This is a genomic window from Actinomadura formosensis NBRC 14204 (assembly GCF_001552155.1).
GTDB lineage: Bacteria > Actinomycetota > Actinomycetes > Streptosporangiales > Streptosporangiaceae > Spirillospora > Spirillospora formosensis.
This window is the reverse complement of record NZ_BCQQ01000048.1, coordinates 1-25,409: the sequence shown is the minus strand read 5'-3', so window position 1 is coordinate 25,409 and position 25,409 is coordinate 1. Positions and strand designations below refer to the sequence as shown.

Sequence of the window (25,409 nt, the reverse complement as noted above, 5' to 3'; positions counted from 1 at the left end):
GGATCACAGCAGGTGGAGCCGGTGCGCGCGGCGGACCGCCTCGCCCCGGCGCGTCACCGCGAGCTTGCGGTAGATGCTCTTCAGATGCGTCTTCACGGTGTTGACCGAGATGTACATCTCGGCGGCGATCTCCTCCGTCGTCAGCATCTTGGCGAGCAGGGTCAGCACCTCGCGTTCCCGCGCGCTCAGCCGGTCGACGGCGGCGGGGGCTTCGGGCGCGGCCGGGGTGCGGGTGCCCGCCGGGACGAGGGGGGCGATGAGCCGCCGGTGCGGACGCAGCAGTTCGGGATCGCGCTCCAGGACGGGGAGCAGCCAGCCGCGCGCCCTGGCGAACGGCAGCCTGATCCCCTCGCGTTCGCCCAGCCGGAGCGCGCGTTCCAGCGAACGGCGGCCCCGGGAGTGGTCCCCCGTCCGGTAGGCCAGGCACGCGTCGAGCAGCCAGGCGTCCAGCCTGACCGGGGCGGGCGCGGAGGATTCGGTCAGCACGGGACGGATCGCCGTGGACGCCGCGGCCGGGTCCTGCCGGTCGAGGTGCACGCGTGCGAGCGCGACCGCCCCCTCGGCGCCGCCCGCGTCCCGGGCCGGTCCGATCGCGGCGGCCGGTGCGCCGTCCGCCATGTGCGCCTCGGCCTCGGCCAGCCGCATCCGGCGCCGCAGCCACGGCAGTTCCGCGGCGTCCTCGTCGGTGCCGTCCAGCACGGTCAGCGCCCTTTCGGGACGGCCGGTGGCGATGTCCAGGCGAGCCGTCAGGAGATCGTGCAGGACGGCGAGGAAATCGTCCGGGACCTGCTCGTTGGCCACGCGGACCTTGGCAAGCTCCACCTGGGCCTCGTCCAAACGGGCGTCCTCCAACGCGACCCAGGCGCACGCCAGGTGGGCGGTCGCGACCCTCCGCCCGGCCGGGAGGGTGGAGACCTCCGGCAGCCGCCCGGCTTTCGCCGCCAGGTCGGCCGCCCACCGGAATCTGCCCTGCAGTGCCTCCGCCAGCGCCAGCGAGCCCAGGCAGCGGCGGCGCTGGAGATCGCCGCCGGCCTCCGTGGCGGGCAGGGCGTCCCGGAACGCCCTCGCGGCATGGCCGGGCCGCCCGGCCCGCAACTCCAGGAGCCCGTGCGCGTAGCGGACCAGTGCCCGCAGTTCCGGCGATTCGGGGCCGGAAACGGCGGCCAGCAGCCGGTCCAGGTCCCGGACCAGGTCGCGCAGGTGCTCATGCCGCACCGGCCGGATCGCGGCCAGCCTGATCAGCCCGGCCGCCAGCCGTCCGGGAAGTGCGTGCGCGTCCGGAAGGCCCGCCAGGAGATCTTCCGCCCGGCCGAGGTGCTCGGCGCAGGCGCGGTCGTCTCCCCGCGCCAGCGACACCGCCGCGGCGACGAGCGACGGCTCGGGCTCGGCCGTGCCGGACACGGCATGGTCCGGGATGTCGCCGAGCAGCGCGGCGAGGGGACGCCCGTCCGCCAGGCCCAGCAGGCGCCCGATCGCCAGCCCGTCGATGACCAGCCAGGACGCGTAGGACCAGTCCCCGGCCAGCACCGCCTGCCGGACGGCCTCGTCCGGCAGCCCGGCGCGGCCGAACCATGCCGCGGCACGCCGGTGCAGCGGCGTCGAGGCCGCCGGATGCTCGTGGCGCAGGATCAGGTTCAGCGCCGCGCCGAACACCGCGTGGTAGCGGTACCAGCCGTGCCCCAGCGGCAGGACGAAGGCGTTCCGGCGGACGAGGTCGGCGAAGAGCTCACCGGCGTCCGGCCCGGCCAGTTCGGCCGCCAGTTCCGCGTCGAAGCGCTCCGCCACGCTCAGCACGAGCAGCAGGCGGCGGACCTCGGGGGGCTGCGCGTCCAGCACCTCCGCCACCAGGTATTCGACGATGGCGCGGTCGTCCCCGGCGAACCGCGCGGCGAAGCCGTCCGGGTCCGGGTGGCCCTCCATGGTCATCGCCGCGAGCCGGAGACCCGCCGCCCATCCCTCCGTCCGCCGGCGCAGCGCGCTGACGGACGCCGGTGTCACCGACACCCCGTGGTGGGCGAGCAGTTCGCGCACCTCCCGGTCGTCGAACGCCAGGTCACCGCTCCGGATCTCGACCAGCTCGCCCATCAGCCGGTACCGGTGCAGGGGCAGCGGCGGATCGCTGCGGGACGTCAGGACGAGCCGCAGCACCGGGCCGGCCCCCTTCAGGACGCGGGCCACCTCGTGGGCCAGCGCGGAGCCGACCGGCGGGTGGAAGTCGTCCAGCACCAGCACCACGGGTGTCGCGCGGGCCGACAGGGTGAAGGCGAGCCGCGCGCAGAACATGTCGTGCCCGTGCCCGGTGCGGCGGGGCAGATCGGCGACCCCGGCCTGCTCCAGGGCCGCGACGACGAGATCCCAGAACACGTCCGGGCGGTGGTCCGGCTCGTCGAGCGAGACCCAGGCGACCGGGCCCGGCCGGTGGCCGGTGGCCGCCCAGGACGCCGTCACGACCGACTTGCCCGCACCGGGGGGACCCGTCACGACCGTGAGCGGCCCCCGCGTCCCCTTTTCGAGCCGCGCCATCAGGTGGGGCCGGGTGATGACCCAGGGGTGTCCGCCGGGGACGCACACCTTCGCCTTGGCGATCGGGGCCGGTGAACGACCGCGAGCCCGCCCCTGCGCTGGAGCTTCGCTCATCTCGGCTCCTCCCCCCACGCGGAGCCGCCGTCCCGCGGCCCGCACCCGCTCACCGAGGAATCACTACGGAAGCTGATTTATGGGATTACTTGTGATACGACCCCCCTTGACGGTATCTACGACCATCTTTTCGACGGTCCACAGCAATCCCATAACTCCGAAAAACCGCGCGAGAGGCGCATACCGCGCGGCTCGGCCGGGTGCCCGGACGATCTACGGGGCGGACGGGGCCGGGAGCGTGTCCGCGAGGCGTTTCGGTGCTGAGAGCCGCCAGCCTTCGGTGACCAGCTCGCCCAGTTCTTCGGGATCGACCTTGCCGAGGTCGATCTCCAGCCAGGCGAAGCGTCCGCTGGACCAGGACGGGGAGAAGACCTCCGGGGCCTCGGCGACGAGGGCCTCCTGTTCCTCGCGGGTGGCCTTGAGCAGGATGATGCCGTCGGCCTCGTTGAGGTAGCAGAACCCCTTGCCGTGCACTCGGAAGCCGGTCATGCCGCCGAACGAGTCGGCCTCGGTCACCTCTGGCAGCCCGCGCACGGCCTTCAGGAAAACGTCAACGCTCATCCCGCAAGCTGTACCAGCCGGGTCGGACGGTTCCCGGCCCCCGAACCTGCGGCAGCCGGTGAAAAGCCCCGGGGATAGGGACGGAGGTCCCCTCCGCGTAGGGACTGGAAGGCGCACAGGGCGTCTGGCTTGGGGACCTTGTACCCGCTGATCGTGGTCCGAACGGACCTAGGGCGCGGGGCGTGGCGGGGGTTGAGTAGGGGGTGAGCGAAAGCAGCGAAGTGATGGAAGGTGAGAGGCGATGACAGTCTCCGAGCACAAGACGCACGTGGGACGCAGCACCCTGATCCGCGTGGTCACCCCCAAGCCGCTGACCGAGTCGCCCGCCGCCCGTTACGTGTGGGCCGCGGCGCGGCTGGCGCTGGGCTGGGTGTTCGCCTGGGCGTTCGTGGACAAGCTGTTCGGGCTGGGACACGAGACCCCGGCCGCCAAGGGCTGGATCGACGGCGGCAGCCCCACCGAGGGGTTCCTGGCGCACGCCCCCAAGGGCCCGTTCGCGGGGTTCTACAACGACCTGGCCGGCGCCGCGTGGGCGGACTGGCTGTTCATGATCGGGCTGGCCGGGATCGGCGCCGCGCTGATCCTGGGCATCGGGATGCGGATCGCCGCCGTCGGCGGCGCGGCGCTGCTGGTGCTGATGTGGTCGGCGGTTCTTCCTCCGGAGAACAACGTCTTCATGGACGACCACCTCATCTACGCGCTGCTGATCGTCGGGCTGGCGCTGGTCAGCGCCGGCGACACCCTGGGCCTGGGCCGCTGGTGGGCCGGCCTCCCGCTGGTCAAGCGGCTCCCGTTCCTCAAGTGACCCGACAAGTGACCCGACCCGGAAGGGCGCCCGCCGAGGCGGGCGCCCTTTCGCTGTGCGGGGGCTTCGCTGTGCGGGGGCCAGATGCTGACCGCGCCGAAGCCGACCCGCGCCGAAGCCGAGCACGGGCCGAAGGCGGGCGCGGTCAGCGGGCCGTTTCCGCGTCGCGCACGCTCACGCGCGGTCGGCGGCGAGGGCGTTCACCACGGTGCGGATCTCCGTCCGCGGCCCGCGGTTGTAGGGGAGCTTCGACAGAACCATGCCCATGGCGCAGGTGTTGCTGAGCGCGGCGAAGGTCAGCCCGCCGCCGATCGCCGCCGCGACCCACTCGGCGCCCGGCACGACCGTGCTGGCGAGCACCGAGACGAGCACGATCGACCCGGCGATCAGGCGGACCTGGCGTTCCAGCTCCCAGCGGGGCTGGCCGTGGGCGATCGGCCCGCCCGCGGACTGCCAGGCGGTGATCCCGCCCTGCAGGACGCGCAGGTTGGGCAGCCCGGCCTCCGCCAGCGCCTGCGCGGCCAGGTCGGACCGCTGCCCGGAGCGGCAGATCAGTACGACCTGCTCGTCCAGGTGGCCCCGGAGCTCGGCGCGGTGCTCGCGGAGCAGGTCCAGCGGCACGTTGTAGGAGCCGGGGATGTGGGAGGTCTCGAACTCGCCGGGGGTGCGCACGTCGATCACGCGGGGTGCGTCAGAGGAGTCCATGAGCTGGCGCAGGGCGGCGCTATCGAGAATGGCGGGGTTCGACACGTAGTTTCCTTTCGGTGGGTCAGTTGTCGGTGATGGTCAGGCCGGCGGCTCCGGCTTCGGGGAAGTCGTCGTCGATGTGCACGACCCGGCGTCCGGCCCGCTGGAGCAGGGCGGTCGCCGCGGCGGCCCGGTAGCCGGAACCGCAGTGCACCCAGACGGCCCCCTCGGGCAGTTCGTCCATGCGGTGCCGGAGATCGGGCAGCGGGATGTGGACGGCGCCGTCGATGTGGCCCGCGCGCCACTCGTCGCCCATGCGGACGTCCAGCACGATGTCCGCCGCGGGCAGGTCCCGCGTGGGACGTCCGGCGCGGGCGGCGGCGAGGTCGGTGAACGCGGCGACGGCCATCCCGGCCAGTCTGGAGGCGTCGCCGCCGGCCCACTCCTCCGGGGTGCCGGACGCGCCCGCCGCCGGACGCTCGATGCCGATGCGCACCAGCTCGCGCTGCGCCTCGGCGACCTGCTCGGGGCTCTCGCCCAGCAGGGTGATGGGGGTGCCCCACTCGATCATCCAGCCGAGCCAGGTCGACATTGGACCGTCCAAGCCGAAGCTCAGCGTCCCGGCCAGGTGCCGCTGGGCGAAAGCCTTACGGGAACGGAGGTCCACCACCCATTCCCCGGCGGCGAGGCGTTCCTGTAGTTCCTCGGGGTCGGCGGTCCGTGCCGGGGTGAGGTCGGCCAGTTCGGGCCCGGAGGCGTTGCGGACGCCCATGTGCGCGTAGTACGCGGGCCAGGCGTCCAGCCCGGCGAGAGTCTGCGTGACGAAGTCGTCGGCTTCCAGGCGGAGGGCCGGGTTGGTCTGCTTCTCGTTGCCCATGGTCGAGGCGGCGGCGTCGGACTGGCTCGCCGAGCAGAAGCTGCCGAACCCGTGCGTGGGCCAGATCCGCGCGCCGTCGGGCAGCAGGTCGGCCAGGCGCCGTGCCGAGGCGTGCTGGTGGCGGGCCAGCGTGTGGGCGTGTTCGGCGCCGAGCAGGTCGGGCCGTCCGGTCGTGCCGAACAGCAGGGACCCGCCGGTGAACACCCCCTCGGGGCCGTCCGGCCCGGACAGGACGTACGACAGGTGGTGGAACGTGTGCCCCGGGGTGGCGACGACCCGGAGGCGCATCGCCTCGGACAGGGCGAGTTCGTCGCCGTCGGTCACACCGACCCGTTCGAAGCCGACCTCGTCCGCGGCGGACACCAGGTAGGACGCGCCGGTCGCCTTGGCCAGCGCCAGCCCGCCGGAGACGTAGTCGTTGTGCATGTGGGTCTCCGCGACGTGCGTGATGCGGACGCCCAGCCGTCCGGCCAGTGCCAGGAAGCGGTCGATGTCGCGCTGCGGGTCGACCACCAGCGCGACCCGTCCGTCATGGGCGAGGTAGCTGCGGTCGCCGAGAGAGGAGGTCTCCACGACCTCGACATGAACCCTTCCGTTCTGCATCCTGTTCGCTCCTTATACCCATTGGGGTACCTTACGGACTTCCGCCACTATACCCCAGGGGGTATGTGGTGATGCAAATGCCGCACGGGGCCGCATTCTCGACGGTGTAGGGAGGTGTGAGATCCGACTGAGGGGTAGCACTCATCGCTGATCCGTCCGTTGACGGCCGCAGGTTTCATGGGAGGGCTGCCCCCGATGACCACCGATACGCGCGTAGGGACGATCACCACCCGGATCCCGGCGCGCATGGACCGGCTTCCGTGGGCGCGATTCCACTGGATGATCATCGTCGGCCTCGGGACGGTCTGGATTCTCGACGGCCTTGAGGTCACCATCGTCGGGTCCGTCGCCGCGCGGCTGACCGAGCCCGGCAGCGGCGTGCACATGTCCCCGAGCGACATCGGGACGGCGGCGGCGATCTACGTCGCGGGCGCGTGCCTCGGCGCGCTGTTCTTCGGCCAGCTCACCGACCGGTTCGGCCGCAAGAGACTGTTCATCCTGACGCTGGTCGTCTACGTCGTCGCCACGGTCGCGACCGCGTTCGCGTTCGCCCCCTGGTACTTCTTCATCTGCCGGTTCGTCACCGGGATGGGCATCGGCGGTGAGTACGCGGCGATCAACTCGGCGATCGACGAGCTGATCCCGGCCCGCAACCGCGGCCGCGTCGACCTCGCGATCAACGGCAGCTACTGGGTGGGGTCCGCGGGAGGCGCGCTCGCCGCGCTGCTCCTGCTGAACACCTCGTTCTTCGCGCAGGACCTCGGCTGGCGGCTGGCGTTCGGGCTGGGCGGTGTGCTCGGCCTGGCGATCATGATCGTCCGGCGGCACGTCCCGGAGAGCCCGCGCTGGCTGTTCATCCACGGACGCGAGGAGGAGGCCGAGCGGATCGTCGACGGCATCGAGGCCGAGGTCCGCCGGGAGACCGACCAGGAGCTGGAGGAACCGGGCCAGAGCATCACCGTCCGGCAGCGCAAGGCCATCCCGTTCCGGGAGATCGCCCAGGTCGCGATCAGGCACTATCCGAGGCGGGCGCTGCTCGGGTTCGCGCTGTTCGTCGGGCAGGCGTTCCTGTACAACGCGGTGACGTTCGACCTCGGCACTATCCTGAGCAAGTACTTCGACGTGGCGTCCGGGGCGGTGCCGTACTACATCGTCCTGTTCGCGCTCGGCAACTTCCTCGGCCCGCTCCTGCTCGGGCGCATGTTCGACACCGTGGGCCGCAAGCCGATGATCTCGGGGACGTACTTCATCTCGGCCGCGCTGACCGTCCTGCTCGGCGTCTTCCTGGCGTCCGAGGGGCTGACGAGCTGGACGTTCATCACGCTGACCGCCGTGACGTTCTTCTTCGCCTCGGCCGGGGCCAGCGCCGCCTACCTGACGGTCAGCGAGATCTTCCCCATGGAGACGCGGGCGCTGGCGATCGCGTTCTTCTACGCGATCGGGACGGCCGTCGGCGGCATCTCCGGCCCGCTCATCTTCGGAAAGATGATCGAAAGCGGTGTCACCGGCAAGGTCGCGATCGGGTTCTTCGTCGGCGCCGGGATCATGGCGGTGGGCGGCATCGCCGAGCTGCTCTTCGGCGTCCGCGCCGAGCGGTCCTCGCTGGAGGCCATCGCCAAACCGCTCACCGCCCACGCCGTCGAGGAGGAGGCGGCGCCGGCGGCGGGGGCCGAGGCGGAAGGACGGCCGGGGCGTCGCGCCGCGCTGGAGGCGCGCCGGCACGCCGAGGAGGAGCGGGCGCGGGCGGCCGAGCACCGCGCCGCCGTCCACGAGCTGAAACCGCGCGCCGACGAGGGGGATCTCGGTGCCCTCGACCGGCTACGGGTCGAGGAGGCCCTCGCGCAGATCGCCGAATGGGACGCCGAGCGTCTCACGGAGGAGGCGACCGCGCACGACGAGCGCGCCCACGCCGAGGAGGCCGGGAACGAGCCCGAGCGCGCCGGTGCCCGCGAACGCGCCAGGGCGGCGGACGAGCGGGCCCGCGCGCTGCGCGAGCGGGCGGAGGCGCTGGCCGCCGAGCACCCCGAGGACGCCGAGGCCCACGCGGCCCTGGCGGAGGCCGCGGTGGAGCGGGCCCGCGCCCGCGAGCAGCGGGCGATGGCCGCGCAGACCCGAGGCCGCGCCGAACATCTGGAGGGGGCCGAGGCGGAGATCGCCGAGGAGCAGGCCAACACCTACGACGCGTGGGAGCGGATGCACACCGAACTGGCGCTCGCCCACGCGGCCCGCGCCGAGCGCGACGAAGAGGCCGCCGCGCAGCACGAACGCGAGGCCGACGTCCACCGGCTGTCCGCCGAGTCGGCCGCCGACCGGATGGAGGCCGCGCAGCACCGCTCCGCCGCCGAGACGCTCGCGGCGCGGGCGGGCACGGCCGAGCAGGCGGAACGCGAACGCGCGGCGGCGGCGGAACGCGAGCGGGCCGCCCGGGAACGCGACGAGCGCATCCGCACCCGCATCCTGCGCCGCCAGCGGGAGCGCCGCGCCGGGCTGCACAGGTTCCGCCCCGGCCCCGGGGAGAGGTTCTACGCGCCGGCCATGCTCGGCGCCCTGGGCGACTGGGCGCCCGACGCGGAAATCGCCCTGGACCGCGAGGTCAACACGATCGCGCAGGCGCTCATCGAGCACGGGCCGACGAGCCGCACCCGGCTCGCCGAGCTGGTGGGCGCCCGCTACTGGGGGCCGGGCCGGTTCCGTGCCGCGCTGCGCGAGGCCGTCCACGAGGGACGGGCGCAGCCGCTCGCGCGCAACCAGTACGGGCCGCCCAGGGCCACCGCCTCGACCATGGAACCCTGACCCATGCTGACCTGCCAGATCTTCGGCCACGACTTCCGCTTCGCCGCGGAGGGCACGACGATGCGCTGGTGGTGCGCCCGCGAATGCGGGGCCGCGGGCTCGAAGGAGTACTCCACCGCGTCCGAGGCGCGGCGCTACGCCCGCGCCTTCGACAAGAAGGACACCGACGACCTGGGGCGGCGGGCCCCGCTCGTCGGCCTCTTCCCGTTGCGCATGATCCGCGCCATGCAAAAACGGGCGGGGCGTACCCGGGCGGGCCGGTAGCGGTCAGGCTTGGGTGAACGTGTGGATCTGCCCTGGGGAGATGTAGGTCGCGTGCTCGCCCAGGCCCCGACGCTCCAGTTCGTGGCGGAAGTCTTCCACGGACGATGTGAAGACGCTGTAGTCGTTGTAGTGGATCGGCACAGCGCGCCCTGGGTGGATCGCCTCCACGAGGTCAGCGCCCTGGGTGGCGTCCATCGTGACGAGGAGCCCACCGGGCAGCTTGGTACCGCCCAAGTGCAGGACGGCCAGATCGATGTCCCGTGCACGGCGGGCGATCTGGTGGATTCCGTCGAACATCAGCGTGTCGCCGGTGATGTAGATCCGGAACTGGACGTCACCGGAGGCCGGGCTGAACTCCAGCAGGCTGCCCATCACCGGGGGCAGGAGCAGCCGGGCCGGGCCCGGGGCGTGCCGTCCCGGCATCGAGGTGATGCGCAGCAGCGTCCCGTCCTTGATCAGGGTGTGCGACTCCCAGGTGCGCAGCCCGATCGCGTGCCGGAAGCGGTGCCAGCCCTGCAGCCGGCGCGCCGCGTGCGGCGTGGTGACGATCGGCAGGCCGCGGTCGAGCTTCGCGCGGGCGACCCGGTCCCAGTGGTCGCCGTGCAGGTGGGACAGGACGACGGCGTCCAGGCGCGGCAGTTCCTCGATCCGCAGCGCGGGCTCGGTCAGCCGCTTGGTCGTCAGCCCGTGCCCGAGATAGGCGCGCTGCCCGCGGTGCAGGAAGTTCGGGTCGGTCAGCAGCGTGAACGGCCCGCAGCGCAGCAGCGCCGTGGCGTTGCCGATGAACTGCATGGTGAGCTGGCGTAGCGCGAGTTCCGGCGCGGTCTTCATGGTCATTCCCCCTTTTCGTCCCGGTAATGCCCGGGGGAATGACCTCGAATCCCGCCCTACCCGATGTTGATATCGCCCTGAACGTCCCTAAGCTGGACGACCTTCTCAGCTCTCCCATTGAAGACATTGACCACACCGTCCCCCGACGCGTTCACGTGGCCCTGCTGCCAGATCGTTTCGAGTTGGGCGCGGAATGCGGGGTCCTCGTCCAGCAGCCGCCGTACCGCCCCTTCGAGAACTTCGGGTTCCTCGCCGGCCCGCGCCAGGGCCGCCTCATCCGCCGGACGCCCGCGGAACCGCTCCCGGACCCGCCGGGAGATCTCCGCGACGGCCGCCCGGACCGGCTCCCCGGCGACCTCGACGGCTTTTCCCGCCATGGCGGTGGCGATGGCCACGGTCATGGGATCTGTCACCCGTCCAGTCCACCACGCGCGCCCGGCCATGACCAGTAACTGACCGGACATTGACATGGGCGACACGAACATGGGGGTTGCTTCATAATCCGTGCATCACAAGTTGCGGCAATGGAGGCGAAACTGTGCGCAAGATCGAGCAGGGTCCACCCGGGGTGGACATCACCGTCCCCAGTCCGGCTCGAATGTACGACTACTACCTCGGCGGCACCGACAATTACGAGGTCGACCGCCAGGCCGCGGACAAGATTCGTGCCCACGTCCCCGAGGTCGACGACGTGGCATGGGCGAACCGCGGGTTCCTGCAGCGCTCGGTGCGCTGGCTGGCCGAGCACGGTATCCGGCAGTTCATCGACCTCGGCGCGGGACTGCCCACGATGAACAACACGCACGACGCGGCGCAGGCGGTCGCGCCCGACGCGCGGGTCCTGTACGCCGACAACGACCCGATGGTCCGGGTCCACGCGAACAAACTGCTGGCGGGCTCGACCGGGACGGCGTTCATCACGGCCGACTTCCGCGACCCGGACGGCCTGTTCGACCACGAGGTCACCCGGGAGATGATCGACTTCACGAAGCCGGTCGGGCTGCTGCTGGTGGCGCTGGTCCACTTCGTGCCGGACGAGGACGACCCGTACGGCCTCGTCCGGCGGTACATGAGCCGGCTGGCGCCCGGAAGCTACCTGGCGCTGTCCGCCGGAACCAGCGACCGGCAGCCCGAGCGAGCGATCGGCACGATCAAGGCCGTGTACGCCAAGTCCACCGCGAGCGCCAACCCGCGGACCCGCGCACAGGTCGAGCGGTTCTTCGACGGCCTGGAGATCGTCCCGCCCCACGACGAGGCGGCCCCCAAGGTGACCTACGCCGGCGAATGGGGTGCCGAGGACCCTATCGCCGCTGATAGTGATGGATCGCGGTGGGTGTACTGCGCTGTGGCGAGGAAGACAGCATGAAGAAGCCGACGGTGAGCGAACTGGGCATCGACCCGGATGCCCTGGACTGGCAGCGCTCGGCGAGCGGCGAGGGCGCCGTCGAGGGCGCCGTCGAGGTCGCCTTCGTGGGCCAATGGACGCTGCTGCGCACGTCCGGCGACCTCATCTCGGTGTTCGACGAGCACGAGTGGGCCTGCTTCCTGGACGGCGTGAAGAAGGGCGAGTTCGATCGCGCAGCCTCGTGAGGTCGCACCATGGGACCCATTCCTGATCCGGTTAGATCTGTGATTCACAAATTCGGAAGGCGTATGCTGATGCCGGCCGCATGTCAAGGGAGGTGGCGCCGGTGAACGAGGCATACGGCGCCACGATCGCCAAGCGGGGGCTGGCGCGCCGCCTGAGAGATCTGCGCGTCGAGGCGGGATACACGGCCAACCAGGTCTGCGACCGGCTGAACTGGGGAAGGGGCAAGGTCGGCCGGTTCGAGGCCAACAACTGGGTTCGCCCCGAGCTCAGCGACATCCGCGACCTGGCGCGCATCTACGAGGGCAGCGATCTCGCCGAACTGGAGGAGCTGGCGACACGCGCCCGGCAGCGGGCCTGGTGGCGCGACTACCCGGAGGTGTACTCCAACGAGTTCCCCGGTTACGAGGGGGACGCGTCGAGCATCCGGGTGGTCATGCCGCTGGTGCTGCCCGGTCTTCTGCAGACCCTGCCGTACATGCAGGCACTGCTGACGTCCGGGTCGAGGTCGCCCGAGTGGCGGGAGCAGGCGCTGCGGGCCAGGCTGCGCCGCCAGCAGATCCTCGACCGCGACGACGGGACGGCGCCGGAGCTGATCGCGGTGATCACCGAGGCGGCCCTGCGGTACGAGTGGGGCGACCCGGGAGACCGCCGCGCCCAGTTCCGCCACCTGCTGACGATGGCCGCGCGCCCGAAGGTCGAGCTGCGGCTGCTGCGCATGTCGGACGGCCTGCATCCGGGCATGTCGACGCTGGTCAACATCTTCCGGTTCCCCGGCGGGGAGCCGACCATGGTCTTCCTGGAGAACGATGCCGACATTCAGGAGATCGACACCCCCGGCAAAGTGGAGGCATATGAGGAGATCTTCGAACAGATCCGTCAGGCGGCGCTGAGCCCCGCCGACACCGCGGAACATCTGGAGAAAATCATCGCGACGCTGGAGTAAGCGGATATGGACCTCTCTCAGGCACAGTGGTTCAAGGCCACCGCGAGCGCGAGCAGCAACGGGGGGTGCGTCGAGGTCGCCGACCTCGAAACGGCCACCGGGCTGCGCGACAGCAGGACACCCGAGGCCGGGGCGCATGTCGTCGCCCGGTCCGCCTTCGCCGCGTTCCTCGCGGACGTGAAGGCGGGCCGGTACGACCGCTGACCGGGCCGCACACGATCCCCCAGGGCTGCACCCCTGGGGGATCTTCGTGTGTGCGGCCCTCTCTCAGGCGCCGTCCACGCTACAGCGACCGGCGCCGGCCGGTCCGGTGACCGTCGGTACATGCTTCTTCTACCCGAGTAGAACGTACTTTGGACGTTTTCGGGTGTATCGGTGAACATCTCAACTGTGCTCGCATGTTCTTTGCCGCCTGAGGCGTCCTACGGGCAGAAATGTGCGAAGCTATGACCTGTGATTCACACATAGCGAGTCGCGAAGCATGAGCGTCATGTCGCGATCGCCCGAATCGTGAATGTTCTCTAACCCCCGAGGGTGGGCGCCATGACGAAGGCCGCAACGATGCGCGGGATTCCCTGGAGGCTGGAGAACGGCGGCTGCGCGGCCCTGCCCCTGCCCGCGGACGAATCCATCGCGCGGGTAGCGCGTGCCCACGTCACGGAACTGCTCCCGGCACTGGGGCTCTCCATCCAGGACGTCGACGACATCACCCTCATGGTCAGCGAGCTGGCCACCAACGTCCTGCAACACGCCACGTCGCGGGAGGGCGCGTCCGGTGCCGAACTCTGGGTCTACCAGCGCACCGACGGGAGCGGCCGGGACGAACTGGTCGTCAAGGCGTTCGACACGCTCAGGGGATGGCGCCCCCAGGAGGACGCCGGCCGGCCCATGCTCGAACACGGCCGCGGCCTGGAGATCATCGACCTGCTGACCCGGGGGCGGTGGGGGCACCACCCGTCCCGGTCCCGGCTCCGGACACCGGCCGTCCGCGGCAAGGCGACCTGGATCGCCCTGCCGCTCCCGCGTTCCGCGCGCCGCCGGCGGCACGCCTGGAGGCGGGACGAGCCGCACGCGACGAAGGACCTGCACGCGCTGCTCGTCCAGCGCGGCGTCGAGCATCTCAGCCCGCGGGACGAACTCGGCGTCCGCGTCCTGTCCGGAAACGGCGACCTGACCGTCTGGTGCGAGGCGGCGACGTTCCGCTGGCACGCCCGCACCGGCGAGACCGGACGGCTTCCGATCGCCGACATCACCGAGGTCTGCGAGGAACTGGTCCGGCTGCACGAGTGCATGAACGACTAACCGGTGAACGGCCGCCGCATGGCCCGGGTGGGGGCGGGCCATGCGGCGGCGGGGGTCAGCCGGCCAGGTCCGCGCGGACGCGGCGGGCGGCCGCGACCATGTTCCGCAGCGACGCCTCGGTCTCGGGGTAGGCGCGGGTCTTCAGCCCGCAGTCGGGGTTGACCCACAGCCGGCCCGGTTCGACGGCCCGCAGCGCGCGGCGCAGATTCTCCTCGATCTCCTCGGCGGCGGGCACGCGCGGCGAGTGGATGTCGTACACGCCGGGGCCGATGCCGTTCCCGTAGCCGGCGGCGCGCAGGTCACCGACGAGCTCCATGTGCGAGCGGGCCGCCTCCACGCTGGTCACGTCCGCGTCCAGCGCCCCGATCGCGCCGATGATCTCGCCGAACTCCGAGTAGCACATGTGGGTGTGGATCTGCGTGGCGTCCCCGACCCCGGAGGTGGCCAGCCGGAACGCGCCGATCGCCCAGTCGAGGTAGGCGGGCCGGTCGGCCTCCCGGAGCGGCAGCAGCTCGCGCAGCGCCGGCTCGTCCACCTGGATGACGCGGATCCCGGCGGCCTCCAGGTCGGCGATCTCGTCGCGGAGGGCGAGGGCGACCTGCCGGGCGGTCTCGGCGAGCGGCTGGTCGTCCCGGACGAACGACCAGGCCAGCATCGTCACCGGCCCGGTCAGCATTCCCTTGACCGGCCTGCTCGTCAGCGACTGCGCGTACGTGGCCCACTCCACCGTCATCGGGCGGGGCCGCGCGACGTCGCTGTGCAGGATCGGCGGGCGGACATACCGCGACCCGTACGACTGCACCCACCCGTGCTCGGTCGCCGCGTACCCGTCGAGCTGCTCGGCGAAGTACTGCACCATGTCGTTGCGTTCCGGCTCGCCGTGGACGAGGACGTCCAGGCCGAGTTCCTCCTGGAGCGCGATCACGCGGGCGATCTCGTCCTTCATGGCCCTGACGTACGCGTCGCCGGTGATGCGCCCGGCCCGGCGGTCGGCGCGGACCCCGCGGATCTCGGGGGTCTGCGGGAACGAGCCGATCGTGGTCGTCGCCAGGTCCGGCAGGCCGAGCGCCTCCCGCTGCGCGGCGAACCGGACGGCGCGGTCGCCGCGGCGCGTGTCGCCGATGCTTCCGAGCCGTTCGCGGACCGCCCGGTCCGTGCCCGCCTCGGGGAGGGGCGCGCTTTGCGGGACGGGAACGTCCTCGCGCAGCGCCCGTCCGAGCGCGACGACCTCGGCGACCTTCTGCCGGGCGAACGCGAGCCGCCCCCGGACGCCCGGGTCGAGGGCCGTCTCGGCGTCCAGGTCGATCGGGACGTGCATCAGCGAGCAGGACGTGCCCACCACGAGCTGATCGACGAGACCCAGCACGGAGGCGCAGGTGGACAGCGCCCTGCCCGAGTCGGTGCGCCATACGTTGCGCCCATCGACCACGCCCGCCACGAGCGTCTTGCGCGGCAGCCCGCCCACGGACGCGAGTACGTCGACGTTGCCGGGCCCGGCGACGAAGTCCAGGCCGACGGCCTCGACCCGGCTGCGGGCCAGAACCCGCAACGCGTCCGCGCCGACCGTGCCGAAGTAGGTGGCGACCATCAGGTGCGGCCTGCTGGTGAGCTGCCCGAGGCGCGCGTAGGCGCGGGCCAGCGCGTCGATCTCCTCCTCGCTCCGGTCGGCGGCGAGGACCGGCTCGTCCAACTGCACCCACTGCGCGCCCGACCCGGCCAGGCGCTCCAGCACCTCGGCGTAGACGTCGACCAGGCCGTCCAGCAGGTCGAGCGGACGGAACCCCTCCACCGCCGGCTTGGCCAGCAGCAGATACGTGAGCGGCCCCACGAGCACGGGACGCGTGTCGATGCCGAGCGCCTTCGCCTCCCGGTACTCGGCGAGCGGTTTGGCCGCCGCCCCGTACGCCAGCCGGAACCGGGTGTCCGGCCCCAGCTCGGGGACGATGTAGTGGTAGTTGGTGTCGAACCATTTGGTCATCTCAAGCGGCGGGACGTCCTGGACCCCGCGCGCCATCGCGAAGTACCGGTCGAACCCCATCAGGTGCCGGTACCGGTCGGGGACGGCGTCGAGCAGCACGCTCATGTCGAGCATCTGGTCGTAGAACGAGAACGTGTTCGACGGGATCGCGTCGAGCCCGGCGTCGCGCAGGCCCGTCCAGACCTCGGCGCGCAGGTCGGCGCCGGTCTCGGTGAGGGCGTCGGCGTCGGCGCGTCCCGCCCAGTAGTCCTCGGTGGCGAACTTCAGCTCCCGGTGCGCCCCGATACGGGGATATCCGAGGATCGTCGTGTGCATGGCGGCTTCCCTCGCTGTGCCACGGGCGGACCCGCGGGAGGGCGCACGGCATGACGAAGCCGTGTCGCAGGCCGTCCCACGAGACCGCGGACCACCGCGCGCCGGCCGGCGCGCGGGCGGAGGCAGGTCTTCGGACTCGCGGGCGCCGCCTCGAAAGGCGTCCTACTGGCCGTCGCTTCCCAGGCCGTACGGCCCAGTGCGTGATGACGGCGGTCGTTCCCGCTCACCGCTGCGGGGCAGTCCCGGACTCGCACCGGGTTCCCTCTTACGACGTCCGCACCCGTCCGGGCACGGACGAACCATCCGCACCCCGAGTCTACCGACGGCGGACGATCAGGGCCGCGATGAGAGCCGCGCCCCCGGGTTCAGCCGCGCTGCGCGCCGTCCGGCCAGATCACGCGGACGGGGATGCGGTGTTCCCGGGCGCAGGCGACGACATCGGCGGTGCCCCCGTAGCCGCGCGCGGGCTTCCCGTCCCACACGGCCCACAGTTCGTCCGCGCGGTCGAGCATGTAGACGCTGGCCGCCATGTAGGCCCTGGACTCGGACTTCGTGAAGTCGAGCCGATGGACATCCCTCGCCTTGGAGGCGATGCGGTCGTACTCCGCACGCACCGCTTCGGGAAGCCCGTCCCTGTACTGCCGCGCGGGAACGATGACCTCGACGGCCCCGCCATGGTCCAGGACGGCGCGGGCGAACACCTGGTCGGCGCCGTCCGCCAGGCAGGACAACCCTGTGATCTCCCCCTCGGTGGAGGCGAGCAGCCCGCGTATGGCCTGGTCTACGAGCTGCTCTGTCTCACTCGGCAATCCTCGGTGACCGGATATGGCAATACGTGGCAAGGCGTGTCCTTCGGACAAGGGTCGAACTTGCGTACCCCGGCGGTCATCGGTGGCCACCTCAAGCATGACGGCGGCCTTCTCCCCGTCAAGGGGCCGGACGCGCAGGCAAGGGACGGGCGACCTTCAACCCCGATCTCCTCGAACCGGTCCGGCGCACGGAGTGAGTGAAGACGGGAGAGCCTCCGTCCGCGACTGGCGGACGGAGGCTCTTCATGCCTGCCGGAGGGCGGCCTTGCTAGGCCACGTCATGGGCTCCGTGCTTGATGTCGGCGGCCAGCCGGCGGAATTGCTCGGCCGGGAGCGTGATGCGGGGGCCGTCCGGGTCCTTGCTGTCGCGCATGCCGATGTGACCGGAGAGGCTCGCCACCTCCACACAATTGGACTGCGCGCCCCCGCCGCTGCGCTTCGATTTGCGCCACTGGGTCATGCGTACTCCTCCAATTCGGCCCCCAGAGGGATCCGAGATAGGTCGGCTATGTCCCTAATCGAGTCGTACCTTACTGCTAACAGATTGGGTCGCGTCTGGCGGTGCTCCGCTAATCTCATTGATGCCCTGCTCGTACGAGGTCGCGGTGCATAGCCTGGAAACATGAGCACTCGGAGCGTTGGGCGACGCTTACAGGAGTGGCGTAAGCGGCGCGGGATCACCCGGCGGGAACTCTCGGATCTTGCCGGAGTCTCCCTGTCCCTGATCCGCAAGCTCGAACAAGGCGAACGGCAGGACACCCGGCTGGAGACCCTGCGCAAGTTCGCTGCCGCTCTCAAGATCCCGACGTCCGAGTTGATCGGGGGCTCCGCATCCGACGAGGTGACGGGCGTCGATACAGAGCAGTGGAGTGCCGTCCGGGAGGCGCTGCATGGGCGCCCGAGAGACGAAGTGGCCGAGGAACCCACAGTAGAAGGCGTTGCACGGTCCCTGGCGTCCGCGATGCCGCTCTTCTCCTCAGACCGTTACCCGGACCTCGCCGTCCTGCTCCCGCCACTTCTGCGGGACGCCGAGGCGCTGGGCGCGGAAGGGCGCCAGGTCCGGGCGCGCCTGCTGCAGCACACCGGTTGGCTGCTGACGCAGACTCGGCAGTTCGACGCCGCTGACCTGGCGCTGCGCCGGGCACTCGATGACGCGTCCGATCGGCTGGACGCCGCGGCCACCGTGAACACGCTCGCCTGGCTGCTGATCAGGCAGGGACGCTTCACCGAAACGCGGGCGCTTGCGGCCGAGTGGGCGGACGATGTGGAGCCTCGGATGTCCCGCGCGACCATGGCGGAACTCTCCGCGTGGGGCTGGCTGCTGGTCCGGCTCTCGGCTGCGGCGGTGCGCAACAACCGACCCGGTGATGCGGAGGATGCGATCCGGCTGGCACGAACCGCCGCCGTCGCGATGGGGCGTGAGTACTCGCCTCCCGGCGACTTCCTCCGGGCCTTCGGGCCGCTCACTGTCGCCATGAAGCGGACGGAGAACGCCATGGTGGAAGATCGGCCGGACAAGGTCCTCGCCATGTCGCAGAACATCCCGGTTCGCGACATGCGCCCCACATCGAACAACCGGAACCGGCATCTGCTCGACGTCGCCAAGGCACGCGTGCAGCTTCGGCAACATGCGGAGGCGTTCGACCTGCTCCAGAACGTTCGCCATGACGTGCCCGAATGGACGGCCAACCAGCGCTATGCGCGGGACATTTTCTGGCAGATCGTTTCTCGGCGACGAACCCTGACGCCTGATATGCGGGAATTCGCGGACTTCATGCACCTACCGGTCTGACGCTGCGTGGCACTTCCCAAGCTGTCAAGCTCAGAGTGCCATTGACGTTGCTGAACTGGATGAAAAGCGTCCGTTCCATGGACGTGCAACAGCATCGCCGATCAATCCGGATCGGCAGAGTTCAGTCTCGGCGGTGCCGCGTGCTGCTCAGTCCATCCCCCTACTCGACGGAAGGACTGTTCATGGCGGCGGAGCCAACCGAGATGGCAGAGGTGCGGCGGTTACGGGTCTGGGCACTGGCGCAGGCGCTCAAGTCGCACGGGTACGCGGTGGAGGTGGCCGAGTCGGATCCGCTGCTGGCGGTTCCGGCCGCGTTCGGGTCGCCGGTGCTGGTGCGCTGTGACCCGCGAGCGATCTGCGGCGGCGAACTGTGGTTCGCCTTCCCCGGCGGCGGTGCGATCGCTCCGGCCGACGACGCGCACCTGCACGACGTGGTGGTGGCGGTGAAAGGCAAACTCGCCGCGCAGGCCGATGGGTGAGCGCACCGCTCCCGTAGTGGTCACCTGGTACGGGCGCGCTACCGGGGCATGGTGGGCGCTGGTCCCCTCACCGGACGGCGTCCGGCTGGTGGAGGCGGCCAATCCTCGTGAACTGCGGACGGCGATCGAGAACCCCGCGGCCTGGCCGTGGCCTCAGCGCAAGTTCCTCCCCGCCGCCTCCCGGCGATGAGCGTGCCGGCCGTCCCCGGCACCCGGTAGGTCACGAGAGGGACGAATCCCGTGGGGTGGGGCTCGGGGATTGTCCCTCGTTCCCGGTGGTGACGGCCGGCTCCAGTTGGGGAAACGGGCCGCTGCTCGTCACCGCCTGGCCCCGTCTCTCTGCTTCGCCCCCGTAGCAGAGAGACGGGGCCATGCATCGCGGAGTTGTCGGGCACGGTCGTTGTGGTGCCGTCGATCGCGTACACCAGCACGCCACGTCAGTGGTTCCTGGTTGCCGCGCCCCGGTCCCGTATCGGTTCTGCTCAGTTGCCGATGTGGAGTGCTTCTTTCAGGAAGACGCGCATGTAGCTGGGGACGCCTTCGGTGGTGACCACGTCGATGCAGCGACGGATGTTCCGGTTTTCGGTGGCCTCGCGCAACAGCGTGTCGGCGAGATCGGCGCGCGAAGTGAACTTGCCGGAAAGGCGCTCCGGTGCGGCGCGGTAGGTCGTGACCGTGGTGGCATCGAAGAGTCCCGCCGGGCGGACGATCGTCCAGTCGAGGTCGCTGCCGCGCACGATGTCCTCCATCCGGCGCATGTCCTCGTAGATGGTGCGTCCCATGGCGAGAAGCACGGGGGCGATCAGCTTGCGGAAGATGAGGCCGTCGCCCGGCGCGGCCTGCCCGGAGACTCCCATGGAGGTCACGCAGACCAGGCGGCGCAGGCCGTGGTCGATCATCGCGGCGGTGATATTGGCCGCGCCTTGTGAGTAGACCGTGACCGGCTCCTTGGTGTACGGGACGCCGAGCGTCGAGATGACCGCGTCGTGTCCGGCCACCACCTGGCCCACCGCCTGGGCGTCCAGCACGTCCGCTCCGGCCACCGTCAGCCCCGCGGAGCTCAGCGGGAACGCCTCGGGCCGGCGGGTCACGGCGGTCACGGTGTGGCCTTCGGCGATCGCCATTTCAGTCGCCAGGCGTCCCGTCGGGCCGTTCGCCCCGAAGATGACGAGTTTCACTGGCTTCTCCTTGATCTCGCTGGTCAGTGCCTGATCACTGGTAAAATTAGTACATCGATCCAGTAGTTGGAACAACGTTCTAAGTAGGAGCTTACATGGGGGACCTGCCAGGCGTCGTCCGGTTGAGGGATCGGCGAGAGGCGCTGACGCTGCGCACGATCCTCACCGCGGCGCGCGAGCTCTTCGCCGAGCACGGCTACGCGCGCACCCCGATCCGTCTCATCGCCAAACAAGCGGGTGTCTCGCCGCAGACCATCTACGCCCACTTCAGTTCCAAGGCGGGTGTGCTCGCCGGGCTGGTCGACCTGCTGGACGACGAAGCGGGCATCCCGGACCTGGTCGCCGAGTCGGAGGCAATGAGCGACCCCGTCGAACTGCTCGGCCTGCTGGCGCGGGCGGCCCGCCAGGTGAGGGAACGCTGCGGTGACATCGTCACGATCCTGAGTTCGGGCGCCGCCGTCGATCCGGACATCGCGGCCACCCAGGCGGAGGTGGCCCGCCGCAACCGGCTCGGCGTCGACATGGTGGTCGAGCGCATCCGCGCCACCGGCTCCCGCGTCGATCCCCGGGCCGCCGACATCGCCGTCGCCCTGATGAGCGGGGGCGTCCACGACAGCCTCGTGGGGGATGCCGGCTGGTCCCACGAGGACTACGAAACCTGGCTCAAGCACACCCTCGTCACCGCACTGCTGCGCTGACAGAGGCCCTGATCACCGGCGGTCCCGCGCAGGCCGATGGGCGGGGTGGTCGCCTGGTACCGGGACCGGCCCAGGGTGCGTCAGGCGAGGAGCAGACGGTGCCAGGTGTCGGCCAGCCAGGTGGTGAATCGCTCCGGTGACCAGCCTCGGTCCTCGACGAGGAGGCAGTAGAACTCCGGGGAGTTGGTCGCCCAGATGATGTCGGTGATCTCGTCCAGGCCGAGTTCGGGACGGAGCTGCCCGGTGGCGGCGAGTTCCTGGGCCAGTTCACGCATGTTGGCGGCGCGGCGCCGGGCGATGTTCTGCCAGACCTCGCGCACCTCCGGGTGGGTCGCCGTCTGGGCGACGCGCAGCAGCGGCGCCAGCCTGCCGTGGATGTCGCCGATCGCGCGTGCGTAGATCTCCAGCTTGTGCTTCGAGTCGGGTTCGGCGCGGATGGCGCGCACGTATTCGCGCTGCCGCGCGGGAACGATCTGGTCGGTGCCGGACAACGCGGTCTCCACCAGCTCCAGGAAGACCGCGGGTTTGCGGCCGACCGCGGCGTAGACGGTGTCCAGGGCGACACCGGCGCGCTCGGCGATGTCGCTCATCGTCGTGGCCGCGTAGCCGTGGGTGCTGAACAGCTCCCGGGCCGCGTCCAGGATGGCCCGCCGGTTGGCCTGTGCCGCCTGCCGCCGTGCGCTGGCGTCGTACCGCCTCTTGACCTGTGATGCCACGGGTCTCATGATAGCCATATCCATCCGAAGTCATTTCGGATGAAAATTGATAGGGGGATCCCATGGCACACGCGTTCACCTACGACGTTCCGATCGGCCCCGACGTGTACGCCCGTATCAAGGAGGGGCTGGGCTCCGAGCCGCCCAAGGGGCTCATCGCGCACTTGGCGTACCGCATCGAGGGCGGCCTGCGCTACATCGACGTGTGGGAGTCCAAGGCCGACTGGAACAGGTTCGTCGAGGAACGCCTCCACCCGGTCGTCGACAGCGTCGTGACCGAGGCGCTCGGCTTCCGCCCGCCCGAGCCGCCGGTCGAGCGTCTCGAACTCGTCGACGCCTGGATCGGGCACTGACCGGCTCCTCCACGCCCGCACGCCGCGGAGGACGCCCCAGGGGTGCGCCCCGGTGAGCCGCCGGCGCTCAGGCCCGGGACGCCGCTGCCCGCCACCCGTGCGCCCTGCTTTCGTATGGGGCCCGGCTCGTAGCACGCGTACTCGTCCAGCGATTCCGAGACCTGGCCGGTACGGTGGGCGGTGCCTTACCTGGCCGATGACCCGAGCCTGGAAGCAACGCCATCCGCGCGCAACCGCTTAAACCTTCGACAACCGCACGCGTGCTCGCTCTCGCCATTGTAGGTCGGGCCACAAACCTGCCCGGTGGCCCCGGCCATGGCGGGAGATTTGAATTCTCAAGCCGACCGGCTCGCAGGAAACTGGGGCTGCGGAGCCCCGCTTTGGGAACGTTCAGCAAGCCGGGTTGCGCTTGGCGACTACTCGTCTTCAAGACCGGGGAGAACAGAGAAGGACTCGATTCTCCGAATCGATCGCCTCGTCCCCCTTATGTCCAGGTCGCCCGTTACGGTGACCGACAGTCCGTTCCCATGAGCACGGAATGCCTCGTTGTAATCGGACTCGCCCAACTCCACCCGATATCTACGAGTTTCGCCGGAGTCATCAGAAACCCCTTGGATTACCGCTTCGCCCGACCCGTATTTTCCTTCTCGGAACAAACGGACAACGAGGCCGGTGACAGTGACTCCTGCTCTGGGCTGCTTTGTGCGCAGGTAGTCAGCGGCCTCCCCGAGGATGCGCTGCTGGCCGGGCGTTATTCGCAGAAAAGCCGGATCTGCCACGCCACCTGCCAGTGGTGTTTTGGCGAACCGTATCTGGTAAATCCCGTGGTCCGCACCCCCCAAAGAACTTAGGGCGGCAAGTTCGGTGGCATTTGGTGCACCGGGGGAGTATTTTCCGAATGAGGAAAGCGGAAGATCTCCCTCGCTTACCTGCCCAGCCAGCTGCTGGGCTTTTCTTGCAGCCGTAAGCATTCTGTTTGTGACTTTGCGTCCAAAGGGCTGAGGGGGCACCTGAACAAGCGATTCCTGGCCCGGTGGTGCCGAGTCGTCAGACTCGGTCGAATAGATGTCGTCCAGCGGCAGTGCGAGAGAAAGAATAAAGCTTCCCGGCTGCGTTGAGATCCTTGTTTGGGAGGCATAAGCTTCAGCGCGCTGCGGGCGCCTAGGCGGCAGGACAAGAGAATCGAAATCCAGTGCGGCGGCGGCGGCCACCACAAAGTTCCTCAGGGCCGAAATGGCGGAATACGCAAGATTCAGTGGTGCTTCGCCCGGTGGAACATCCGGAGTCAGGCGGACGGCAATATTGTCGGCCCCGCCAAAAAGAATGTCATTAACTATCTCTTGGGGAAGTCTTCGCTCCACAAAGGACAGCACCTGCAAGGCTTCGTAAGTGCGTTCGGGATAGTCGCGAACTTCCTGCTGTGCGGGTAGCACGATGCGGATCACGCGATCGGTGATGCCGTCAGCGGGTTGCCACAAACTCGTGCGGCCATCGAAATCTTCGAGAGACCATCCCGAATTCTCCAGGTAGTTTGTGAGCGCCTCTAGACCTGGAGCCTTAAATGCGCCGCCCCCGGGGGCGGTGTCCAGTTGGCTCACGGCTGCTCCCAAACATCAATGGCGGGAACTGGGGTCGATCGCCGAATTCCGTGCGTCTTGAGCATTCTGTGCAAGCCTGAACGATCCAGGGTGTTTACCGCAGGAAGGTGGACCACTTGGCTGGTCCGGTTACTTGAGGGGCTCATACCCTCAAGTGACACCCACGCCCCACGCCCGCACAGGAGCGTTCCCTCCTCCTGAAGGCGCACGTTCTCACCTTCCCCAGGAACGCCGATGACAGCGAGCACCCTACCAACGGCGTGATCGGTGCGTCTGAGTGCATCGTATGTCTCTAGGTCAAGGTCGTAGCTGAACTCTCCGGATTCAAGCCGCCTGAGCTCGATCGTAGTTTTTACCTGTACGTTCACTGTCGGGTAGTACGTCCCCAGCTCCACCCCTGGGTACACGAGCTGCACGTCCGCCTTCTGGAGATCTACCGTGGTAGGCCGACCGCGAAGGAGACCGCAGCCCGCGGCGACGGCCTCTATCCAGGCTTCGCCGAAGTCACCTTGGAAGGTGTTCTGGTCGTGGTCCCGCACAGGTCGATTGTGCCGTAGAAGTTGACTCGAAAATGGCGAGTCGTGCACAGCGGGTGGTCGGTCATGAGTTGGACACGCGTGTTGGGCTTGCCGCCATCCCCAGGAACGCGACCGAGTGTCCCGGCGCGGTCGGTGGAAGGGCCTAGTCCAGGTGGGCGGAGGAGGCCGGCTGCCGGGGGGTGGGGGGCTGGGGCAGGTGGGTGGTGCCGCCGGGGACGACGCGGAAGCCGTACGGGCCGCTCGGGCGCCACAGTTCGGTGACGGTGCAGTTGGGGATGTCGCATGTGCCGTTGAAACGGCGGAAGGCGCGCATCGCGGTGACGTCCGGGTGGGTGACGCCGGTGAACAGGGACCAGATCACGGCCTTCAGGAAGAGGCCGTGCGTGAACACCGCGATCAGACCGTCCTCGGGACGGTCGGCAAGGCGGTCCAGGAGGGCGTGGACGCGTGTGATGAGCGCATGGAAGGACTCGCCGTCGCCGCCGTTGACGTAAGCGGGGTCGAGGCGCTTCCAGTAGGACTCGGCGAAGGGCCGCCGCTGCTCCGCCGTGGTCTGCGGCCCGTGCAGCCTGCCCAGGAAGGTGAACTCCTCGACGGGCCACTCCTCGTACGGGACCTCGGGAAACCGCTCGATGGTCGCCTGGGCGGTCTGGCGTGCGCGGACGAACGGTGAGCTGACGATGAGATCGGGCGGCGCGGTGAACACCTCGGCTATCCGCGCCGCCTGCTCGCGTCCGCGCGTGGTGAGCGGGGCCGCCCCCGGACCGTTCGTCGGAAGCCCGGAGTTCGACTCGCTCTGCCCATGCCGGATCAGCCACACCCGCCGCACCTTGATCACGCCGACAGGCTGACACGCGGACCCGGCGCGGCGGAACCCCCCGCCGATAACACCCGGGGGGCTTGTTACGTCAGCCCGCGGACGCGCGTAACGCGATCTTGCGGTGACCGGCCCCCGCACATCAGGATGAAAAACGATCGTTTTGAGACGTGACCGACATTTCTGTTGCTACCTGGAGGTTATGACGCACGATCCCGGTTGTCGGGTGGTCGGTGCCCAGCA

27 protein-coding genes and 1 riboswitch are annotated in these 25,409 nt (G+C 70.0%); of the genes, 13 read left to right on the top strand and 14 right to left on the bottom strand.

The annotated features are described in order from the left end of the window. Positions 1 to 3 precede the first annotated feature (3 nt). Together AF1_RS15005 and AF1_RS15000 are read right to left on the bottom strand one after the other, a co-directional pair. A complete protein-coding gene (locus tag AF1_RS15005) occupies positions 4 to 2,637 on the bottom strand; it encodes a LuxR C-terminal-related transcriptional regulator (protein ID WP_131732258.1) in 2,634 nt (877 codons plus the stop codon). A 213-nt stretch (positions 2,638 to 2,850) separates the two neighbouring features. Beyond that, on the bottom strand, positions 2,851 to 3,198 hold the full coding sequence (locus tag AF1_RS15000; protein ID WP_067798452.1) for an MmcQ/YjbR family DNA-binding protein: 348 nt from the start codon (positions 3,196 to 3,198) through the stop codon (positions 2,851 to 2,853). 241 nt (positions 3,199 to 3,439) lie between these two features. Here AF1_RS15000 and AF1_RS14995 point away from each other — a divergent pair, with 241 nt between their 5' ends. Next, positions 3,440 to 4,003, top strand: coding sequence for a DoxX family membrane protein (locus AF1_RS14995; protein ID WP_067798448.1), 564 nt, complete (start codon positions 3,440 to 3,442; stop codon positions 4,001 to 4,003). Positions 4,004 to 4,177: 174 nt separating this feature from the next. Here AF1_RS14995 and AF1_RS14990 read toward each other — a convergent pair whose 3' ends face one another. Next, the gene (locus tag AF1_RS14990; RefSeq protein ID WP_067798445.1) at positions 4,178 to 4,753 is read right to left on the bottom strand and encodes a rhodanese-like domain-containing protein; all 576 of its coding nucleotides are present in this window, start codon (positions 4,751 to 4,753) and stop codon (positions 4,178 to 4,180) included. Between the two features lie 19 nt (positions 4,754 to 4,772). Next, complete coding sequence (locus AF1_RS14985; RefSeq protein WP_067798442.1) at positions 4,773 to 6,170, bottom strand: MBL fold metallo-hydrolase; 1,398 nt, start codon at positions 6,168 to 6,170, stop codon at positions 4,773 to 4,775. 195 nt (positions 6,171 to 6,365) lie between these two features. Between AF1_RS14985 and AF1_RS36360 the strand changes: the two genes are divergently transcribed. Both AF1_RS36360 and AF1_RS14975 read left to right on the top strand, forming a co-directional pair. After that, positions 6,366 to 8,963 (top strand): MFS transporter, encoded by a 2,598-nt coding sequence (locus tag AF1_RS36360; RefSeq protein WP_131732257.1) that lies wholly within the window; start codon positions 6,366 to 6,368, stop codon positions 8,961 to 8,963. A 3-nt stretch (positions 8,964 to 8,966) separates the two neighbouring features. After that, positions 8,967 to 9,227: a hypothetical protein gene (locus AF1_RS14975; protein ID WP_067798439.1), complete on the top strand. Its 261-nt coding sequence runs from the start codon at positions 8,967 to 8,969 to the stop codon at positions 9,225 to 9,227. Between the two features lie 3 nt (positions 9,228 to 9,230). Here the strand turns inward: AF1_RS14975 and AF1_RS14970 are convergent, their stop codons facing one another. Next, a complete protein-coding gene (locus AF1_RS14970) occupies positions 9,231 to 10,058 on the bottom strand; it encodes an MBL fold metallo-hydrolase (RefSeq protein ID WP_067798482.1) in 828 nt (275 codons plus the stop codon). A 56-nt stretch (positions 10,059 to 10,114) separates the two neighbouring features. Further along, on the bottom strand, positions 10,115 to 10,459 hold the full coding sequence (locus AF1_RS14965) for a hypothetical protein (RefSeq protein WP_131732256.1): 345 nt from the start codon (positions 10,457 to 10,459) through the stop codon (positions 10,115 to 10,117). Positions 10,460 to 10,596: 137 nt separating this feature from the next. On the opposite strand from AF1_RS14965, the gene AF1_RS14960 reads away from it, so the two are divergent. From AF1_RS14960 to AF1_RS14940, 5 genes are all read left to right on the top strand, one after another. Beyond that, positions 10,597 to 11,424 (top strand): SAM-dependent methyltransferase, encoded by an 828-nt coding sequence (locus AF1_RS14960; protein ID WP_084262913.1) that lies wholly within the window; start codon positions 10,597 to 10,599, stop codon positions 11,422 to 11,424. After that, positions 11,421 to 11,648: a DUF397 domain-containing protein gene (locus AF1_RS14955; RefSeq protein ID WP_067798431.1), complete on the top strand. Its 228-nt coding sequence runs from the start codon at positions 11,421 to 11,423 to the stop codon at positions 11,646 to 11,648. Before AF1_RS14960 ends, AF1_RS14955 begins: the two co-directional genes overlap by 4 nt. Positions 11,649 to 11,749: 101 nt before the next feature. After that, entirely contained in the window at positions 11,750 to 12,592 is an 843-nt protein-coding gene (locus AF1_RS14950; protein WP_165488288.1) for a helix-turn-helix domain-containing protein, read from the top strand. Between the two features lie 6 nt (positions 12,593 to 12,598). Next, positions 12,599 to 12,796 (top strand): DUF397 domain-containing protein, encoded by a 198-nt coding sequence (locus AF1_RS14945; RefSeq protein ID WP_067798425.1) that lies wholly within the window; start codon positions 12,599 to 12,601, stop codon positions 12,794 to 12,796. Between the two features lie 339 nt (positions 12,797 to 13,135). Next, complete coding sequence (locus AF1_RS14940) at positions 13,136 to 13,894, top strand: ATP-binding protein (RefSeq protein ID WP_131732255.1); 759 nt, start codon at positions 13,136 to 13,138, stop codon at positions 13,892 to 13,894. A gap of 55 nt (positions 13,895 to 13,949) precedes the next feature. Here the strand turns inward: AF1_RS14940 and metE are convergent, their stop codons facing one another. From metE to AF1_RS14925, 3 genes are all read right to left on the bottom strand, one after another. Further along, positions 13,950 to 16,187: a 5-methyltetrahydropteroyltriglutamate--homocysteine S-methyltransferase gene (metE, locus tag AF1_RS14935; protein ID WP_067798419.1), complete on the bottom strand. Its 2,238-nt coding sequence runs from the start codon at positions 16,185 to 16,187 to the stop codon at positions 13,950 to 13,952. Between the two features lie 104 nt (positions 16,188 to 16,291). After that, a riboswitch (cobalamin riboswitch) is annotated at positions 16,292 to 16,507 on the bottom strand. A gap of 45 nt (positions 16,508 to 16,552) precedes the next feature. Then, on the bottom strand, positions 16,553 to 16,996 hold the full coding sequence (locus AF1_RS14930; protein WP_242608540.1) for a hypothetical protein: 444 nt from the start codon (positions 16,994 to 16,996) through the stop codon (positions 16,553 to 16,555). A gap of 268 nt (positions 16,997 to 17,264) precedes the next feature. Next, positions 17,265 to 17,456 carry a DUF397 domain-containing protein gene (locus AF1_RS14925; RefSeq protein ID WP_067798416.1) on the bottom strand — a complete coding sequence of 64 codons (192 nt, stop codon included), beginning with the start codon at positions 17,454 to 17,456 and terminating at the stop codon, positions 17,265 to 17,267. Positions 17,457 to 17,618: 162 nt separating this feature from the next. Between AF1_RS14925 and AF1_RS14920 the strand changes: the two genes are divergently transcribed. The 3 genes from AF1_RS14920 (at position 17,619) to AF1_RS34390 (ending at position 19,457) form a co-directional block, all read left to right on the top strand. Continuing rightward, complete coding sequence (locus tag AF1_RS14920; protein WP_067798414.1) at positions 17,619 to 18,788, top strand: helix-turn-helix domain-containing protein; 1,170 nt, start codon at positions 17,619 to 17,621, stop codon at positions 18,786 to 18,788. A 182-nt stretch (positions 18,789 to 18,970) separates the two neighbouring features. Further along, a complete protein-coding gene (locus AF1_RS14915) occupies positions 18,971 to 19,267 on the top strand; it encodes a hypothetical protein (RefSeq protein WP_067798411.1) in 297 nt (98 codons plus the stop codon). After that, a complete protein-coding gene (locus tag AF1_RS34390) occupies positions 19,260 to 19,457 on the top strand; it encodes a hypothetical protein (RefSeq protein ID WP_131732254.1) in 198 nt (65 codons plus the stop codon). The genes AF1_RS14915 and AF1_RS34390 overlap by 8 nt, the downstream gene beginning before the upstream one ends. A 292-nt stretch (positions 19,458 to 19,749) precedes the next feature. Here AF1_RS34390 and AF1_RS14910 read toward each other — a convergent pair whose 3' ends face one another. Beyond that, entirely contained in the window at positions 19,750 to 20,520 is a 771-nt protein-coding gene (locus AF1_RS14910; RefSeq protein WP_207393898.1) for an NAD(P)-dependent oxidoreductase, read from the bottom strand. 20 nt (positions 20,521 to 20,540) lie between these two features. Here AF1_RS14910 and AF1_RS14905 point away from each other — a divergent pair, with 20 nt between their 5' ends. After that, the gene (locus AF1_RS14905; protein WP_067798406.1) at positions 20,541 to 21,143 is read left to right on the top strand and encodes a TetR/AcrR family transcriptional regulator; all 603 of its coding nucleotides are present in this window, start codon (positions 20,541 to 20,543) and stop codon (positions 21,141 to 21,143) included. 80 nt (positions 21,144 to 21,223) lie between these two features. Here the strand turns inward: AF1_RS14905 and AF1_RS14900 are convergent, their stop codons facing one another. Next, the gene (locus AF1_RS14900) at positions 21,224 to 21,859 is read right to left on the bottom strand and encodes a TetR/AcrR family transcriptional regulator (protein WP_131732253.1); all 636 of its coding nucleotides are present in this window, start codon (positions 21,857 to 21,859) and stop codon (positions 21,224 to 21,226) included. A gap of 62 nt (positions 21,860 to 21,921) precedes the next feature. Between AF1_RS14900 and AF1_RS14895 the strand changes: the two genes are divergently transcribed. Then, the gene (locus AF1_RS14895; RefSeq protein WP_067798400.1) at positions 21,922 to 22,212 is read left to right on the top strand and encodes a hypothetical protein; all 291 of its coding nucleotides are present in this window, start codon (positions 21,922 to 21,924) and stop codon (positions 22,210 to 22,212) included. Between the two features lie 416 nt (positions 22,213 to 22,628). Here the strand turns inward: AF1_RS14895 and AF1_RS33335 are convergent, their stop codons facing one another. The 3 genes from AF1_RS33335 to AF1_RS14890 all read right to left on the bottom strand — a co-directional run bounded on the left by AF1_RS33335 (position 22,629) and on the right by AF1_RS14890 (position 25,187). Then, complete coding sequence (locus AF1_RS33335; RefSeq protein WP_242608539.1) at positions 22,629 to 23,810, bottom strand: hypothetical protein; 1,182 nt, start codon at positions 23,808 to 23,810, stop codon at positions 22,629 to 22,631. Further along, the gene (locus tag AF1_RS33330; protein ID WP_084262909.1) at positions 23,807 to 24,349 is read right to left on the bottom strand and encodes a DUF4365 domain-containing protein; all 543 of its coding nucleotides are present in this window, start codon (positions 24,347 to 24,349) and stop codon (positions 23,807 to 23,809) included. Before AF1_RS33330 ends, AF1_RS33335 begins: the two co-directional genes overlap by 4 nt. Before the next feature lie 142 nt (positions 24,350 to 24,491). Then, complete coding sequence (locus AF1_RS14890) at positions 24,492 to 25,187, bottom strand: histidine phosphatase family protein (protein WP_067798397.1); 696 nt, start codon at positions 25,185 to 25,187, stop codon at positions 24,492 to 24,494. Between the last annotated feature and the right edge of the window lie 222 nt (positions 25,188 to 25,409).

Coding starts and splice junctions, on each gene's coding strand:
- AF1_RS15005 (WP_131732258.1), bottom strand. CDS start 2,637: ATGAGCGAAGCTCCAGCGCAGGGGCGGGCTCGCGGTCGTTCACCGGCC.
- AF1_RS15000 (WP_067798452.1), bottom strand. CDS start 3,198: ATGAGCGTTGACGTTTTCCTGAAGGCCGTGCGCGGGCTGCCAGAGGTG.
- AF1_RS14995 (WP_067798448.1), top strand. CDS start 3,440: ATGACAGTCTCCGAGCACAAGACGCACGTGGGACGCAGCACCCTGATC.
- AF1_RS14985 (WP_067798442.1), bottom strand. CDS start 6,170: ATGCAGAACGGAAGGGTTCATGTCGAGGTCGTGGAGACCTCCTCTCTC.
- AF1_RS36360 (WP_131732257.1), top strand. CDS start 6,366: ATGACCACCGATACGCGCGTAGGGACGATCACCACCCGGATCCCGGCG.
- AF1_RS14975 (WP_067798439.1), top strand. CDS start 8,967: ATGCTGACCTGCCAGATCTTCGGCCACGACTTCCGCTTCGCCGCGGAG.
- AF1_RS14970 (WP_067798482.1), bottom strand. CDS start 10,058: ATGAAGACCGCGCCGGAACTCGCGCTACGCCAGCTCACCATGCAGTTC.
- AF1_RS14965 (WP_131732256.1), bottom strand. CDS start 10,459: ATGACCGTGGCCATCGCCACCGCCATGGCGGGAAAAGCCGTCGAGGTC.
- AF1_RS14955 (WP_067798431.1), top strand. CDS start 11,421: ATGAAGAAGCCGACGGTGAGCGAACTGGGCATCGACCCGGATGCCCTG.
- AF1_RS14945 (WP_067798425.1), top strand. CDS start 12,599: ATGGACCTCTCTCAGGCACAGTGGTTCAAGGCCACCGCGAGCGCGAGC.
- AF1_RS14940 (WP_131732255.1), top strand. CDS start 13,136: ATGACGAAGGCCGCAACGATGCGCGGGATTCCCTGGAGGCTGGAGAAC.
- metE (WP_067798419.1), bottom strand. CDS start 16,187: ATGCACACGACGATCCTCGGATATCCCCGTATCGGGGCGCACCGGGAG.
- AF1_RS14925 (WP_067798416.1), bottom strand. CDS start 17,456: ATGACCCAGTGGCGCAAATCGAAGCGCAGCGGCGGGGGCGCGCAGTCC.
- AF1_RS14920 (WP_067798414.1), top strand. CDS start 17,619: ATGAGCACTCGGAGCGTTGGGCGACGCTTACAGGAGTGGCGTAAGCGG.
- AF1_RS14915 (WP_067798411.1), top strand. CDS start 18,971: ATGGCGGCGGAGCCAACCGAGATGGCAGAGGTGCGGCGGTTACGGGTC.
- AF1_RS34390 (WP_131732254.1), top strand. CDS start 19,260: ATGGGTGAGCGCACCGCTCCCGTAGTGGTCACCTGGTACGGGCGCGCT.
- AF1_RS14905 (WP_067798406.1), top strand. CDS start 20,541: ATGGGGGACCTGCCAGGCGTCGTCCGGTTGAGGGATCGGCGAGAGGCG.
- AF1_RS14895 (WP_067798400.1), top strand. CDS start 21,922: ATGGCACACGCGTTCACCTACGACGTTCCGATCGGCCCCGACGTGTAC.